Consider the following 16,064-nt stretch of genomic DNA (forward strand, 5'->3'; position numbering starts at 1 on the left):
GTGACGGGGGGCTGTCTGCCCCCCGCGGCGCGGTTCGCGCCGTCCCCCCGAGGATATTTCCGAAAAGAAGAAGATGGGGGGCTGGCCTGCCCCCCTCTCCTTTTACCAAGTATCCTCAGGGGGTGAATTGCCGCAGGCAAGAGGGGGCGCGAGCGCCCCCCTTTGCTTCATCTTACAAGCACGTTCCGAAGCGTCATTCGACGATGGGCGCCTCGGCGGCAGCTTTGCGCTTTGGCGACTTGGTGGCGGCAGTCTTGGCGGTAGTAGCCTTGGTCGCTTTCGGCTTTGACTTTGCGGCGGCCTTGGGCTTTGCCTCACCCGATGCTTTGGCCGTTTTCCGGGCCGGTTTTTTCGGGGATTTCCCGGCCTTCTCGGCAATCAGCGCCAGCGCTTCGTCGAGCGTGATGCTCTCGGGCTCTGCCCCTTTGGGCAGCGTCGCGTTGACCTTTTCCCATTTCACATAGGGCCCGTAGCGCCCTGGCATGACCGAGACGACACCACCATCCGGATGCGTGCCAAGTTCGCGCAGCGGTTGGGCGGGTGCAGATCCGGCACGGGCCCCACCGCGCGCCGCCTTTTGTGCCAGCACCTCGACCGCGCGGTTCATGCCGATGGTGAAGACCTCATCCACTTCCGGCAGGTTGGCATAGACGGCGTTGTGTTTGACATAAGGCCCGAACCGGCCAATCCCGGCTTCCACTTGCGCTCCGTCCTCGGGGTGCGCACCGATCACACGCGGCAGATTCAAAAGGGAAAGCGCACGATCAAGATCCATGCTTTCGGGCGACCACCCCTTGGGCAGGCTGGCGCGCGGCGGCTTTGGCACATCGGCCGTGACCTCACCCTTCTGCACATAGGGGCCGAAGCGGCCTGCACGCAGGGTTACGGGCTGACCATCCGCGTCCTGCCCCAGAAGCTTGCCGTCGGGCGAGATCGCGCCCGAATCCTCACCGACCGAGATCGGGCGGGTATAGCGGCATTCGGGATAATTGCCGCAGCCGATGAAGGCGCCACCCGAGCGGGCAGTTTTCAGATGCAGCCGGCCCTGACCGCAGACCGGGCAGGCCCGCGGGTCGCCCCCATCCGCGCGCGGCGGATAGAGGTGCGGGCTGAGGAAATCGTCGATCTTCTCCAGCACCTCGGTGATGCGCAGCTCTGACGTCTCGGCAACCGCGGCCGAGAAATCGCGCCAGAACCGTGCCAACACTTCCTTGTAATCCCGCTCGCCCGCCGACACATCGTCGAGCTGGCCTTCCAGATCGGCGGTGAAGTCATACTCGACATACTTGCGGAAGAAATTGGTCAGGAAGGCCGTGACCAGACGCCCCTTGTCCTCTGGGATCAGGCGGTTCTTGTCCTTGCGCACATATTCGCGGTCCTGGATCGTCGAAAGCACCGAGGCATAGGTCGAGGGGCGACCAATGCCCAACTCTTCCATGCGTTTGACCAGCGTTGCCTCGGTATAGCGCGGCGGAGGCTGGGTGAAGTGCTGATCCGACGAGACAGTGCGCTTCTCGGTCGGCTCTCCTTGCATCAACTGCGGCAGGCGGCCCTCGTCGTCCCCCTCTTCGTCGCGGCCTTCGTCATAGACCTTGAGGAAGCCGTCGAACATCACGACCTGGCCGGTTGCGCGCAGCCCAACCTGCCCGTCCGGGCTGGTGATATCGACCGTCGTGCGCTCCATCCGCGCGGCCGCCATCTGGCTTGCGATGGTGCGCTTCCAGATCAGGTCATAGAGCTTGCGCTGATCGGCCTCGACCAGCCGTAGCTTTTCGGGCGCCGCTGACATGTCGGTCGGGCGGATACATTCGTGCGCCTCTTGCGCGTTCTTGGCCTTGTTCTTGTACATGCGCGGGCTGTCGGGCACATAGGCCGCGCCAAACCGGCTGCCGATCTCGGCACGAGCGGCCATGACCGCTTCGGGGGCCATGTCGATGCCATCGGTCCGCATGTAGGTGATATGCCCCGCCTCATAGAGACGCTGCGCCGCCGACATTGTGGCCTTGGCGCCCATTCCGAACTTGCGGCTGGCCTCCTGTTGCAGGGTCGAGGTCATGAAGGGCGGCCAAGGGTTGCGCGAGACCGGCTTTGCCTCGACCGCAGAGACCGAAAGATCGCGCGATTGCACGGCCTTCACCGCAAGCTCCGCAGCCTCCGCGGTCGGGATGTCGAACTTGTCGAGCTTCTTGCCACCCAGAATATTCAGGCGCGCCTCGAACTCTTGCCCGCGCGGGGTGACAAGAAGGGCAGTCACGCTCCAGTATTCGCGGGCCTGAAACGCCTCGATGTCCATCTCGCGCTCGACGATCAGCCGCAGGCAGACCGACTGCACACGGCCTGCGGATTTTGCGCCCGGCAGCTTGCGCCAAAGCACCGGCGACAGGGTAAACCCCACAAGGTAATCCAGCGCGCGGCGCGCAAGATAGGCCTCGACCAGCGCCTCGTCGACCTCGCGCGGCTGCTTCATCGCCTCGGTCACAGCCGATTTGGTGATGGCGTTGAAGGTGACGCGGCTGACTTTCTTGCCCTTCTTCAGGCTTGAGGCCAAAGCCTCCTTCAGGTGCCACGAGATCGCCTCGCCCTCACGATCAGGGTCGGTTGCGAGGATCAGCTCGTCGTCGGTTTTCAGGGCCTCGGCAATGGCGCGGACATGCTTCTTGCTGTCGGCAGCCACCTCCCACTTCATGTCGAAGTCCTGCTCGGGATCGACCGATCCGTCCTTGGCCGGCAGGTCACGGACATGGCCGTATGAGGCCAGAACCGTGTAATCCGAGCCAAGATACTTGTTGATGGTCTTGGCTTTTGCCGGAGATTCGACGACGACGACTGCCATGAATACCTCTTGCGCCCCAACCGCCGGGGCGCCGAAAGATGTGAGTGCAGCCGCACCCATGTCAAGGCGAGGGGTCCGCGTCAAGCCCGCTTGGGCTTTGACCGGCATCACTGCAAGCGGCAGAATGGTCGCAGTTCAGTCGTTTCAACATGGATATTCGATCATGCGCCTTGGTCTGGCCACCGCCATTCTTGTGATGCTGCCTGCGCTTGCGCAGGCCTGGGATACGCCGGCGCGCGGCTCGTCAGACCGGCGTGCGATGATGGATGCCATGCGCCCGATCGCCGAGTGGAACCTTGGCGCACCGGTCGAATTTGTCGTCAGGGATCTGCGGGTCGCCGGCAACGCGGGCTTCGCCTCTGTTCAGCCGCAACGCCCGGGCGGAAGCCAGATCGACATTTCGACGACCCCGCTCGTTCTGCGCGACGGGCAGGACCCGGCCTGGCTGGATGGCACATGGATGCAGGCGCTGCTGACCAAACAGGGCAAGACCTGGGTCGTGGTACATTCCGCCATCGGCGCGACTGACGTCTGGTATGCGGATGCGCGTTTCTGCCCGCAGTGGGGCGCGGTGATCCCCGAAGTCTGCTAGGCGCGGCTGACCATCCCGCCGGGATGGCGCAGCAAGTCGCCCGCCAGCTCCAGCACAAGAAGTTCCGGCATGACGACCTGCGCAGACAGGCCCAGATCACGGATCAACTGATCCTCGGCAACCGGGCTGGGCGACAGCCGATCCAGAATCTGCTGACCAAGATCCGCGCGCCCTGCCCCGACAGCACCTTGGGGTGCGATCGGTGGCAGCGAATCTGGCGCAGCCCGGACCTTTGCAGCCTGCAAGGGCGCAGGCCGCGCGTGCACCGCCAATGCCGGGCCGACGGCCTCGATCACATCGGCGACCGAACGCACAAGCGTTGCCCCGTCACGGATCAGCTGGTTGCAGCCCGCCGCCCTCGGATCAAGCGGATGCCCGGGCACAGCCAGAACCTCGCGCCCCTGCTCCGCCGCCTCTTGCGCGGTGATCAAGGAACCGGAGCGCGCGGCCGCCTCAACCACCACGAGCGCATGCGAGAGGCCCGAGATGATGCGGTTGCGCAAAGGGAAATGCCGGGCCTGCGCCTCAACCCCCGGCGGCTGTTCCGAGAGCAGGACGCCTGCCTCGGCAATCCGGGCGGCGAGGGCTGTGTTCTCGGGCGGGTAGATCACGTCCACACCACCCGCCAGAACCGCCACGGTGCCGCCGGAGAGCGCATGTTCATGCGCCTCGGTGTCGATGCCGCGTGCCAACCCCGAAACGACGACAAAGCCCGCCTCGCTAAGCCCGGCCGAAAGCTGGCGCGCCATGCGCAACCCAAGGCTGGAGGCATTGCGAGCCCCGACCATCGCCAGCATCGGCCGGGCCAGCATCGCCAGATCGCCCCGCGCCCACAGGACGGGCGGCGCGTCTGCGACACCCAGCAAAGCCGCGGGATAGTCGGCATCCCCTGCCACCAGCATCCGCGCACCCACGGCCAAGGCCGCGCGCATCTCGTGCAGCGCAACCGCCTCTGGACATGGCTGATACCCCTCGACACCGGCCTGACGCGCGATCTCTGGCAGGGCCAGCAGGGCTGCGGCGGCGCTGCCATGTTCGGCCAGCATCCGATGCCAGGTGACTGGCCCCACCCTGCGCGACCGGATCAGGCGCAAGCGGCATAGCCGTTCGTGATCCGTCAAGGCTGGTCTTTTCGGCTTTGGATGCTGTCCCGGTCCGGCGGCGTTCATGCTGGCAACTCCTGTCCTCGCCAGCATCTGTGTCAGTGGTTAATCGCCGGTAAACGGCAGCGCACGAACCTGACCACCCGACGACGCTTGCGGCAGACCCGCTCTGGCGTTACGCCAGTGTCATGGAACACCCGCCCGCAATAGAAGCCAGCAAGTTCGTCGCCCGTGGCGTGGCCCATGTGCCGCTGCCAAAGGTGACCGAGCCGGTATCGGTCACCTTTGTCCTTGTGCCCAAGTTCACCATGCTGGCCTTCACCTCGGCGATCGAACCTTTGCGCGTCGCCAACCAGTTGACCGGGCAGATCCTGTTCCGCTGGCAGACCTGTTCGGAAGATGGCAAACCTGTCGCCTGCTCGAACGGGGTTCCCGTCGTGGCCGATGGTCCGCTGCCGGAATCCCCACCCGCTGGCTATGTGCTGGTCTGCGGCGGGGTCGAGCCCGAGACGCAGATCACGCCCACGCTGGGTGACTGGCTGCGCGGTCAATGGCGGCGCGGACGCATCGTTGGGGGACTTTGCACCGGCGCCTATGCGCTGGCCCGCGCCGGCATCCTGAAAGGCCGCCGCTTCACGCTGCACTGGGAAAACCTTGGTGGCTTTTGCGAAACCTTTCCCGATCTGGAACCTGCACGGCAGGTGTTCTGCATCGAGGACCGGATCGTCACATGCGCGGGCGGCGTCGCTGCCGCCGACCTTATGCTGAAGCTGATCCATGACCGCTATGGCGCACAGCTGAGCCAAGAGGTCATGAACATGTGCCTGCTGACACAGCGCCGGACAGAAGAGGATGAGCAGATCACCTCGCTGGCCGCGCGGCTTGGCACGCGAAACGAAAAGCTGATCAAGGCGGTGGCCTTTCTCGAGGCGCGGATCGAGGAAGAGTTCGACCTCGACGCCTGCGCCACGCATCTGGGCGTGTCTCGGCGCCAGATCGAACGGCTGTTCAACCGCTATCTGGGCGTGACACCCGTGCGCTACATGAACGACCTGCGTCTGCAGCATGGCCGCGCCCTGCTGGCCGAGACAGATATGAGCGTGACCGAGGTCGCCATCGCCTGCGGCTACGCCTCAAGCAGCCACTTCTCGAAAAGCTTCCGCAAGAAATACGGCGTGTCGCCCTACCGCTTCTCGCACTTTGGTGGCTGAGGCAGGCGAGTATGCCTTTTTCGTATGAATGCATGTCGCAATTCCGGTTGATTGCCGGATGCTTTTGATCAAAATACCGCGCCAGAGCGGTCCATGCCGGGCCCGAAAGGATTCAAGATGCAAAACAGCGAAGTGGCAAAGCGCCGTGTCGAAGCCGTGGCCCGTGGCGTGGGGATGCAGACCCAGATCTATGCGGACCGTGCGCTGAACTCGGAAATCTGGGATATCGAAGGCAACCGCTACATCGACTTTGCAGCCGGTATTGCCGTGGTGAACACCGGGCATTGCCATCCCAAGGTCATGGCCGCCGTGGCCGAGCAGATGGGCCGCTTTACCCACACCTGCCATCAGGTTCTGCCCTATGAGAACTACATCCGCCTGGCCGAACGCCTGAACGCCGCAGCTCCGGGCGACTATGCCAAGAAGACGATCTTCGTCACCACCGGCGCCGAGGCCGTTGAAAACGCGGTGAAGATCGCGCGCATCCATACCGGCCGCAATGCCGTGATCGCTTTTGGCGGGGCCTTCCACGGGCGGACCTTCATGGGCATGACGCTGACCGGCAAGGTCGAGCCTTACAAGAAGGGCTTCGGCGCGATGATGCCCGATGTCTATCACGTGCCCTTCCCGCAGGATGTGCATGGCGTGACGACCGAAGATGCCATGTCCGGCATCACCAAGCTGTTCAAGAACGACCTCGATCCGGGCCGCGTTGCCGCCATCATCTTTGAACCCGTGCAGGGCGAAGGTGGCTTCTACCCTGCCCCCGCCGACTTGGTGCGCGCCATCCGTAAGCTTTGTGACGATCATGGAATCGTGATGATCGCCGACGAGGTGCAGACCGGCTTTGCCCGCACCGGCACCATGTTCGCCATGCACGGCTATGACGTGACAGCCGACCTGACCACCATGGCCAAAGGTCTGGGCGGTGGCCTGCCGATCGCCGCAGTGACCGGCAAGGCCGAGATCATGGACGCCGCCAATCCCGGCGGTCTGGGCGGCACCTATGGCGGCAACCCGCTGGGCATCGCGGCAGCCCATGCCGTTCTCGACGTGATCGCCGAGGAAAAGCTCTGTGACCGCGCCAATGAACTGGGCAGCCGCCTGAAGCAAAAGCTGGAAGCGATCCGCTCCACCACGCCCGAGATCAGCGACATCCGCGGCCCGGGCTTCATGGTCGCGGTCGAGTTCGCAAACCCGTCGAACAAGGCGCCGGATGCCGATTTCACCAACCGCGTGAAGACCGAAGCGCAGAAGCGTGGCCTGATCCTGCTGACCTGCGGCGTTTATGGCAACGTGGTCCGCTTCCTTGCGCCCATCACCATTCCGGACGCGATCTTCGCCGAGGCGATGGACATCCTCGAGGCATCCGTCGCGGCGGCCCGCCAGGCGTGATCTGCCGGAAGCGGGGGCCAGCCCCCGCACCCCCGGGATATTTTCGAAAAGAAGAAAGCAGCCCCGGATCGGTCAACGCCGACCCGGGGCTCTTCTCCTTTTACGGTCATCGGCGTCCCCGCCTGTACCGCATCCCCAGATCATCCGATTCCCGTAAACAAAGCCTTACCCGGCTTCTTCTTTTCAGAAATATCCTCGGGGGGTGAATTGGGCCGCAGGACCAAGAGGGGGGCAGACAGCCCCCCATTCCTCTGTCGTTGCCATCAACTGGAGCATTGTGCACTTGCGGCACCGGCGCTAATCCGGGGGCATGGACAGCGGCATCATCCTCAATCAGGTCGGCTTCAGCGTGCAGGGCAAGGTGATCCTTCACGAGATCAGCCTGTCATTGACCGGCCGCCGCATTGCGATCATCGGGCGGAACGGGTCTGGCAAGACGACACTTCTGCGGCTGATGGCTGGTCTGATGGCGCCGACTTCTGGCACGGTCCGAGTTGCGGGACTTGACCCTGCCGCCGAGCGCAAGGCCATGCTTCGCGGCATCGGCATCCTGTTCCAGAACCCAGATCACCAGATTATCTTTCCGACCGTCGAGGAGGAACTGGCCTTTGGCCTGCGGCAAATGGGGATGAACGCAAAGGAAGCGGGCGCCCGCGTACTTGCAATGCTGAGGACCGAGGGGCGCGCGCACTGGGCATCTGCACCCGTTTCCAGCCTGAGCCAGGGGCAGCGGCAATGGCTCTGTCTGATGGCGGTTCTGCTGATGGAACCCGAGACACTTCTGCTGGACGAGCCCTTTGCGGCGCTCGACCTTCCCACGCAGGCGAGGCTGCAGCGGCGGATGTCGCAGCTTGATCAACGTGTCGTGACGATCAGCCATGACCCCGCGACGGTCATCGACTGTGACCATGTGGTCTGGATCGAAAACGGCAGAGTCGCGGCCGAGGGGGTACCAGCCGAGGTTCTCCCCGCCTTCAAGGACGAGATGGACCGGCTGGGACTACGCGATGCTGACACTGACCTCGCCGGTTGAAACCCCGCTGCATCACTGGCCGGCGGGCGCCAAGCTTTTGCTGGTCGCCGCGGGGACTATGGTGATCTTTGCCTTGCCCGACTGGCGGTGGGGGCTTGGCGCCCTCGCCCTGATCGCGGCGGGTTATCTGGCGCTCGGCCAGGACTTCGCGCGGACGGGGCTGCGGCTCTTGCGCCCGCTCTGGCCTTTTCTGCTGGTTCTGGCGGTCTGGCATCTGTGGCTGCAAGAACCGGGCCGCGGCGTTCTGCTGGCGTCGCGGATGTTCGCGGCAGTGGCACTGGCCAATCTGGTGACGATGACGACCCGGCTGGATGCCATGATGGCCGTCATCCAGCGGCTTCTCACACCCCTCGCGCGCTTCGGGCTGCGCCCCGAGGTCGTCGCGCTTTCCATTGCATTGGTCATCCGCTTTGTCCCCGTTCTGCTGGACAAAGCGACACAATTGCGACAGTCATGGCGCGCGCGCAGTCCAAAAACACCTGCCGCCTCTATCATCCTTCCGCTGGCGGTGCTGGCACTGGATGACGCCGATCACGTGGCCGAGGCGTTGCGGGCGCGGGGCGGTCTATGACGATACAGGACCAACAGGAGACACGAATGGAACGCAATATCACCCACATCGCGCTTTTCGCGGCGCTGATCGCAGTTCTTGGCCTCGTGCCGAAGATCGACCTGATCTCGGGCGTGCCGATCACGGCGCAGTCGCTGGGCATCATGCTCTGTGGCACGGTTCTGGGCGCGCGGCGCGGGGCCTTGGCGGTACTTCTGTTCCTCGGTCTGGTTGCGGCAGGTCTGCCGCTGCTGTCAGGCGGGCGCGGTGGTCTGGGCGTCTTTGCCGGCCCCTCGGTCGGCTATCTGGTGGGCTTCCCGATTGCCGCCTTTGTCGCGGGCCTGGTGGTGGAACGCTGGAAGGTCTCGATCGGTATCGCCAGCTTTGCGGGCGCCGTGCTGGGTGGCATCGTCGTGATGCACATCTTTGGCATCATCGGGATGTCGATCATGCTGGGCAAGTCGCTCACCGAGGCCGCTATGCTCGCCGTGCCGTTCATCGCGGGCGATCTGCTGAAATCGGGTCTTGCGGCAGGCATCACGCGTGGCCTCGCGCGGGCGCGCCCTGCATCGGTGCTGTCGCGGAACTGATGCCCGGCGACCACGACGATTTATGCGCAAGGGCGGCCCGGTCGGGCCGCCCTTTCTTCATGGCGTGATAACAAGCGCAGAGCCGATCCCGCCTGCCGCCGCGATGGCGGCGAGGCCCGCACCGTCCCGCAGATCATGGAACAGCCGCGCCACCAGCACCGCGCCCGATGCGCCAATCGGATGGCCGCGCGCCAAGGCTCCACCACCGAGATTCACGCGATCTTCAGGCAACTGGCAGGCCCCCAAACAAGCCAGCGCCTGTACGGCATAGGCCTCCATCAGCTCGATCCGCTCCAGCGCGGCGGGTTGAAGGCCTGCCGCAAGCAACGTGGCATTGATTGCGGGCACCGGTGACAGGCCCGGCTCATCTGGCACCGCCCCGCAGGTTTCCGCCGCGATGACCCGCATCGCGCGCGCGGCCCGACGGGCGTAGTCCCTTGTGGTCACGACGGCAAAGGCCGCCGCATCGGCGGCGACGGCGGTTGTTCCCGCTGTCACACTGCCCGCAAGTGCCGGGGCGCGGGCCAGGGTCCGGGCGGAAAGGTTGCGGGCAAAGGGGTCACGCGCCTGCCCGGCCAATACCACCATCTCGGGGAACGTGGCCTGCATCGCCAGTCGATGTGACCGCAATGCCCAGTCTTCCTGCATGGCGCGGCTGATGTTCAGGCGCGCAGCCAGCGCAGCGGCAGCCTCGGTCATGTCAGGGTCGCGATCCGGCCATGGGGTGAAGGGCGGCGCGTCATAGGGTTCAGGCTCTGCCCCCGGCGCCGTCGCAAGGCGCAGCGGGCGGCGCGAGTAGCTTTCCGCCCCGCCCGCAACGACAACCTGTGCCTGACCGGACGCGACCATGGCCACCGCGATGCGGATGGCGTCGAGCCCGCCCGCGCATTGCCGGTCGATGCTCAGCCCCGCGACCCGCTCGGGCAGGCCCGCCGACAGCGCGGCAAGTCGTGCCGGATTGCCGCCCGCGCCAAGCGCATTCGAGAGGATCAGCTCGTCAACGTCCTCTGGCGCGATACCGGCATCGGTGAGGGCTGCGGCGATCACGGGGGCTGCCATTTCATGCGGCAAGAGATGCGCGAACACCCCGCCGCGTGGGCAAACTGCGGTACGACGGGCGGCGGTGATCCAGACCTCAGCCATTCGTTCGGCCGCCATGGTCTTGCATGAGCTGCGCCAGATCGGTCTTGCCCGATGGCAAGAGCGGCAGGCTGGCGCGCCAGTGCAGACGCCGCGGCGCCATCAACGGGCCGAAAGACGCGCGCAGAGCGGCGAGGATGGCAGGCTCTTGTGACGCATCGCCAACCACACAGGCCGTCAGAACGTGACCGCGGCGTAAATCCGGCACGGCGATGACGGCGCCCGCCTGCACACCGGGTTGCACGGCCAGAACCTCTTCGATCACCTCCAGCTGCACGGTCTGATCGGCGACCTTGACCCTGCGCCCGATCCGCCCGGTCAGCCAGAGATACCCGTCCTCAATCCGACCGCATTCACCCGGCGCGACCCAGCCATCCTGCCAGAGCGCAGCACCGGGACGCGCAGCCCCGTCTCGTGCGGCATCGAGAGCGAGATAGGGTGAGCGGACCCAGATCACCCCCTCGCGACACGCGATCTCAACCCCCGGATAAGGGCGCCCGACGCTGCCGGCAGGCGTTTCAGCATCCGACATCGTGATGAAGCTTGTTTCTGCCGCGCCGTAGAACTCGGTCACCTTTGCATCCGTGCGCGCAGACAGGGCCGAGCGGTCAGCCTGAGCCAGCTTTGCACCGCCCACGATGACGTGGCGCAAGCGGGGCCAATCGATGCCTGCCTCGACCAGCCCTTTCAGTTGTGCGGGCGTGGTGTAGAGCACATCAATGGCGCGATCCGCCATCGCGCGCGCCTGCCGGTCGGGGCGCAAACCATCGAGCAGATGCGCCTCGGCGCCCAGATGCAGCGCCTCGATCGCCGCATAGAGCGCAAGCGAATGGATCAGCGCACCCGGCACCCCGACCCGCGTATCCGGCCCCAGATCAAAGAGCCGCGCATTGACGCGGAAGCTTTCGATCCAGCTTTGCTGGCTGCGGGTGATCCGCGCAGGCGTGCCAGAGCTTCCACCGGTCAAGGTTTGAAAGACGCCCTCGCCCACGGCAAGCGGACCTGTGCCCCCGATCCGGAACGCGGGCGCGCCGATGACGCTTTGCAAGGCAGCCGCAGCCGGTCTTGGTGGCATCAGAACCGGGTGCATGGCTGCAGCCCCCTGAAGGTGCCGCACGCCCTGCGCATCAACGGCGACCGCAGCGGGATGCCAGACAAACCGCATCAGGCTGCACCACAGGCAAGCGCTTGGGCAAACACGGCAGCAGGTGGCGGGGCTTGGGTCATCGATCCTCCGGTTCGGGACACAGGTTAGCCAATGCCATTGGGCATGGCCAGACCCGCAGGGTGCAGCGGGGCTCTGCCCCGCACCCCGGGATACTTGGAAAAGGAAAGAGGGTTGATCGCAAGCGCTGCGCGCGGCATGGAGGGGCCGAATGATCGAAGGGGGGACTTATGACTTTGCTGTTGATCCACACCGGCGGCACCATCGGCATGGGGCCGGGGCCTGGCGGTCTTTTTCCGGTTGAGGGCAAGCTGGAACGCGCGGTCGAGGCGCGTCTTCCCAAGGGGACCGAGTTGCTGGCCGAGGTCTTTGCCCCGCTTCTCGACAGCGCCGATGTGGGGCCCGCCCACTGGAACCGCATCCTCGATACGATCAGCGCCCACCCTGAGGCCGATGTGATCGTGTCTCATGGCACCGATACGATGGCGTATACGGGGGCCGCGCTGTCGCAGGCGCTGGCTGGCAGCGGGCGGCGGGTCATTCTGTGCGGGGCCATGGTGCCGCTTGGCATGCAGGGCGACGCAGAGGCGAACCTTGATCTGGCCATTGACGCCGCGCGTGCTGCGTCGCCGGGGGTATGGCTGGCCTTTGACGGCAGGCTCTGGCCCGCCGGGGCACTGGTCAAGACCGACAGCCATGCCCATGCTGCCTTCAGCACCGTACCGCAGGCAGAGGCGCCGCCACGCGCTGGCATCCGTTTTGCCGAACGCAAGCTTGCCGTGCTGACCTTGACGCCCGGTCTGCCTGCTGCCGCGATCGGGGCGATGCTGTCGCAGCTGGATGCCGCCGTGCTGCGGGTGTTCGGCGCCGGCACCGCGATGAATGATCCCGCATTTCTCGACGTGCTCTCTGCCGCAATAAACCGCGGGTGCCGTATCCGCGCCGTAAGCCAATGCCTGCATGGTGGACTGGAACCCGGTGCATATGCCGCAGGCGGCTGCCTCTGGTCGGCCGGGGTCGAGAATGGCGGCACCGAGACGCCGGAGGCAGCTCTGATCCGGCTGTGGCTGGACCTTTCGGCGCAATGACCACGATCTTGTGATGTAATGAAACTGCGCTTTCCGACGACTCGTATCATAAGGATAGGAAAACGAGCGGAGCGCGACCGATGGCCGACAGATACACGACGAACCGTCTGAACAGCGGGCTGAGCTGGGCCGATGTGACGCCCAAAGAGGTATTCCTGAACCGTCGGCAGTGGCTTGCGGGCAGCGGGGCCATGGCGCTGGCCGCCACCCTGCCCCGTCAGGCGCAGGCCCGGATCGAGGCCGCAAAAAGCCGCTATTCGACCGACGAGGCTCCGAACAGCTTTGAAGACATCACAAGCTACAACAACTTCTACGAATTCGGCTTTGACAAGACCGATCCCGCCACCCATGCGGGCGGCCTGACGATCAGCCCCTGGACGGTCGAGATTGACGGGCTGGTCGAGAAACCCGGCAGCTACGACCTGGCCGATCTGGTCAAGGGCATGCCCATCGAGGAACGCATCTACCGCTTCCGCTGTGTCGAGGCCTGGTCGATGGTCATCCCCTGGATCGGGTTTGAGCTTGCAGCACTTCTGAACCGTGTGGGCGTGCAGCCCGGCGCGAAGTATGTGGCCTTCACCAGCCTTGCGCGGGCGGAAGAGATGCCGGGCGTGGCGCGCGGCCTGCTCGACTGGCCCTATCGTGAGGGCCTGCGTCTGGATGAGGCGATGCATCCGCTGACCATTCTGGCGACAGGTCTTTATGGCGAGGAAATGCCACGCCAGAACGGCGCGCCGATCCGGCTGGTGGTGCCGTGGAAATACGGGTTCAAGTCGGCAAAAAGCCTTGTCCGGATCACCCTGACGGACAGCCAGCCGCCAACAACATGGAACATGATGCAGCCCAATGAATACGGGTTCTACGCCAATGTGAACCCCGAGGTCAGCCACCCGCGCTGGTCACAGGCGTCCGAGCGGCGCATTGGCGGGCTGTTTGCCAAGCGCGTCGATACCATCAAGTTCAACGGATACGGGGATCAGGTCGCATCGCTCTATGCCGGGCAGGATCTGGCCAAGGACTATTGATCAGATGTCGGTTCAGGATCAGGTTCACCGCCTGCTGCGGCCTGTGCGGCCGTGGATGGTTTATGCACTGGGCACCATTCCGGCCGCGCTGCTTATGCTGCGCATCTTCACCGGCGATCTGGGCGTCGACCCGGTCAAGGCCATCGAACATTCGCTGGGACTGACCGCGTTGCAACTGATCGTCGCGGGGCTGTGCGTCACACCGCTGCGGCGGTTCGCCGGTCTGAACCTGAACCGGTTTCGTCGCCAGATCGGCGTGCTCGCCTTTGTCTACGCCAGCCTTCATCTGATGGTCTGGGTCACGCTTGACCTGCAGTTCCGCTGGGCAGAGATCGGGGCCGATCTGGTAAAGCGCCCGTATATCGTGATCGGCATGATCGCCTTCCTCATGCTGCTTCCGCTGGCGCTGACATCGAACAACGCAGCCGTCCGCAAACTGGGGGCGCAGAGGTGGCAGTTGCTGCATCTTCTGACCTATCCTGCGGCCCTGCTTGCGGCGCTGCATTTCGTCTGGCTGGTGAAAGCCTGGCCGCTAGAGCCGCTTCTTTACATGGCTGCAGTGGTCGCCCTGCTTGGGCTGCGGGTCTGGGTCCGGCAGCGGCGCGCGACGGCAACAACCTAGCCGCTTGATCGACGCACGGGCGCGCAACGCACGGTAGAATTCCGCACCAGAAAGCGTGTCATTCCGCAAATGTTCACGCCATGCGAATCTTTGTTCGCATGGTAGATTTTCCGCATTTGGAACAGTTCTTGAATGAAGGGGAATAGGGCATGGCGAACGTGACGATGACGACCCAGTTTTCTCAACTGGATGAGTGGCCGGGGCATCTGCTTGAGGCACAAGGCAACGAAACCATCGAAAACCGAACAGCAACAAACCTGACTTTCCGCTATGGACCGGGCCATGATTTCGAGGGGTACACGGTCAGCATTTCGGGAACCGGGTTTACCTGGAACGATGGTGAGGCGACAGGCGGTCGGGTGCAGTCGCTCGTTGTCCGAAATGGCGCCGGCAACGTCATCTTTTCAGTAACCGGCATTACAGCCGCAACACTTGGCAGCGACTTGACCCAGCTTCACAGCGCGATATTCGGCGCGGCGGGCCAGACCAACCCGGATCTCTGGTCGGCCTGGAATTTCCTGATGTCGGGGAACGACACGATCACCGGCACCAATCAGGATGACTGGAATTTCCCACCCGGCGAAAATGGCGGGAACAACCTCTACAACCTGCGCGGCGGCAACGATTGGACATGGGTCGGCGCGGGGCGTGACACGATCAATGGCGGTGCGGGCGATGATACGATCTCGTTCATCGAGACCCACTACAATCAGGGGGCAACCGCCACGCGGGGCGCTGTCATCAACGTCAAGACCGGCACCATCATCGACCCATGGGGCAATACCGACCGCTTCACCAGCATCGAGCGGTTCGAGGGCTCTCGTTTTGCCGATCAATTCATCGGCGGCGATAATCGCGACCGGTTTTCCGGTGGCCGGGGGGCCGATACCATCAACGGCGGCGGCGACACCGATGAGGCACGTTACAGCAACGACTATCAGCGCGGCGCAACACTGGGCATCATCGCGAACCTACAGACATCCGTCTCAGGCGGAAACATCCGGGGCACCGTGCGGGATGGCTTTGGCCAGACCGACCGACTGATCAACGTCGAACGTGTGGAAGGCACCCGCCTCAATGACCGCTTTACCGGGTCATCACAGGACAACCACTTCTGGGGCGGTGAGGGTCTCGACCGCTTCGACGGCAAGGGTGGCTATGACTTCCTGCGCATGGAACGTCAGTTCACAGATCAGGAGATGACCGGCGTACATGTCGATCTGTCTTTGGCCAGTGGCCAGATCGTCGACGACGGTTTTGGCAACACCGAGAATGCGGCGAACTTTGAAGGCGTTCTCGGAAGTGCTCAGGACGATCTGATCCTTGGCAATGGCCAGGGCAATGTGATCGAAGGTTGGCTCGGCGCAGACACCCTGACCGGCCGTGGCGGGCACGACGAGTTTTCCTGGTACTCCCAAGAGGAAATCGGCGACGACGATGTAGTGACCGACTTTACCCTGAATGGAGCTGGCTCTGATGTGCTGGCGTTCGAAGCCGATAACTTCAGCGGCATGACCAATACCGTGCGACTGGTGAACGGAACGGCGGCGACCATCGCGCAGGGACAGTTTGTGTTCAACGCGTCCAACAACACGCTCTACTGGGATCCTGATGGCACCGGCAGCGAAGATGCGATCATCATTGCCCAGTTGCAGGGGGTGAACGCGCTGACAGTGGGCGATTTCATACTGTACTGACGGATCAATCCGCGCGGTGC

14 protein-coding genes are annotated in these 16,064 nt (G+C 64.3%); 10 read left to right on the forward strand and 4 right to left on the reverse strand.

Annotated features, from left to right (window positions below):
- Positions 1-193 precede the first annotated feature (193 nt).
- Complete coding sequence (gene topA, locus FQU74_RS09160; RefSeq protein ID WP_146286082.1) at positions 194-2,833, reverse strand: type I DNA topoisomerase; 2,640 nt, start codon at positions 2,831-2,833, stop codon at positions 194-196.
- A 124-nt stretch (positions 2,834-2,957) separates the two neighbouring features.
- Between topA and FQU74_RS09165 the strand changes: the two genes are divergently transcribed.
- Entirely contained in the window at positions 2,958-3,425 is a 468-nt protein-coding gene (locus tag FQU74_RS09165) for a hypothetical protein (RefSeq protein WP_206665005.1), read from the forward strand.
- Here FQU74_RS09165 and dprA read toward each other — a convergent pair.
- Positions 3,422-4,594 (reverse strand): DNA-processing protein DprA, encoded by a 1,173-nt coding sequence (gene dprA / locus FQU74_RS09170; protein ID WP_146286084.1) that lies wholly within the window; start codon positions 4,592-4,594, stop codon positions 3,422-3,424. The genes FQU74_RS09165 and dprA overlap by 4 nt on opposite strands.
- 122 nt (positions 4,595-4,716) lie before the next feature.
- On the opposite strand from dprA, the gene FQU74_RS09175 reads away from it, so the two are divergent.
- The 5 genes from FQU74_RS09175 (at position 4,717) to FQU74_RS09195 (ending at position 9,307) form a co-directional block, all read left to right on the forward strand.
- Positions 4,717-5,739, forward strand: a complete 1,023-nt coding sequence (locus FQU74_RS09175; RefSeq protein WP_146286085.1) for a GlxA family transcriptional regulator — start codon at positions 4,717-4,719, stop codon at positions 5,737-5,739.
- 117 nt (positions 5,740-5,856) lie between these two features.
- A complete protein-coding gene (locus FQU74_RS09180) occupies positions 5,857-7,134 on the forward strand; it encodes a 4-aminobutyrate--2-oxoglutarate transaminase (protein WP_146286086.1) in 1,278 nt (425 codons plus the stop codon).
- Between the two features lie 310 nt (positions 7,135-7,444).
- Positions 7,445-8,167 (forward strand): energy-coupling factor ABC transporter ATP-binding protein, encoded by a 723-nt coding sequence (locus FQU74_RS09185; protein ID WP_146286087.1) that lies wholly within the window; start codon positions 7,445-7,447, stop codon positions 8,165-8,167.
- Positions 8,142-8,738 (forward strand): energy-coupling factor transporter transmembrane component T family protein, encoded by a 597-nt coding sequence (locus tag FQU74_RS09190; RefSeq protein ID WP_146286088.1) that lies wholly within the window; start codon positions 8,142-8,144, stop codon positions 8,736-8,738. Before FQU74_RS09185 ends, FQU74_RS09190 begins: the two co-directional genes overlap by 26 nt.
- A 26-nt stretch (positions 8,739-8,764) precedes the next feature.
- Positions 8,765-9,307, forward strand: coding sequence for a biotin transporter BioY (locus FQU74_RS09195; protein WP_146286089.1), 543 nt, complete (start codon positions 8,765-8,767; stop codon positions 9,305-9,307).
- Between the two features lie 57 nt (positions 9,308-9,364).
- Here the strand turns inward: FQU74_RS09195 and FQU74_RS09200 are convergent, their stop codons facing one another.
- Positions 9,365-10,465 (reverse strand): acetyl-CoA C-acyltransferase, encoded by a 1,101-nt coding sequence (locus tag FQU74_RS09200; RefSeq protein ID WP_241659871.1) that lies wholly within the window; start codon positions 10,463-10,465, stop codon positions 9,365-9,367.
- Complete coding sequence (locus tag FQU74_RS09205; RefSeq protein WP_146286090.1) at positions 10,443-11,612, reverse strand: AMP-binding protein; 1,170 nt, start codon at positions 11,610-11,612, stop codon at positions 10,443-10,445. Before FQU74_RS09205 ends, FQU74_RS09200 begins: the two co-directional genes overlap by 23 nt.
- Positions 11,613-11,842: 230 nt before the next feature.
- Here FQU74_RS09205 and FQU74_RS09210 point away from each other — a divergent pair, with 230 nt between their 5' ends.
- The 4 genes from FQU74_RS09210 to FQU74_RS09225 all read left to right on the forward strand — a co-directional run bounded on the left by FQU74_RS09210 (position 11,843) and on the right by FQU74_RS09225 (position 16,044).
- Complete coding sequence (locus FQU74_RS09210; protein ID WP_146286091.1) at positions 11,843-12,700, forward strand: asparaginase domain-containing protein; 858 nt, start codon at positions 11,843-11,845, stop codon at positions 12,698-12,700.
- Positions 12,701-12,780: 80 nt separating this feature from the next.
- Positions 12,781-13,725, forward strand: a complete 945-nt coding sequence (gene msrP, locus FQU74_RS09215; RefSeq protein WP_146286092.1) for a protein-methionine-sulfoxide reductase catalytic subunit MsrP — start codon at positions 12,781-12,783, stop codon at positions 13,723-13,725.
- A 4-nt stretch (positions 13,726-13,729) separates the two neighbouring features.
- Positions 13,730-14,347: a protein-methionine-sulfoxide reductase heme-binding subunit MsrQ gene (gene msrQ / locus FQU74_RS09220; RefSeq protein WP_146286093.1), complete on the forward strand. Its 618-nt coding sequence runs from the start codon at positions 13,730-13,732 to the stop codon at positions 14,345-14,347.
- Between the two features lie 149 nt (positions 14,348-14,496).
- Entirely contained in the window at positions 14,497-16,044 is a 1,548-nt protein-coding gene (locus FQU74_RS09225) for a hypothetical protein (RefSeq protein ID WP_146286094.1), read from the forward strand.
- Positions 16,045-16,064 lie beyond the last annotated feature (20 nt).

The sequence above is a fragment of the Gemmobacter aquaticus genome (assembly GCF_007859075.1).
Lineage (GTDB): Bacteria > Pseudomonadota > Alphaproteobacteria > Rhodobacterales > Rhodobacteraceae > Gemmobacter > Gemmobacter aquaticus.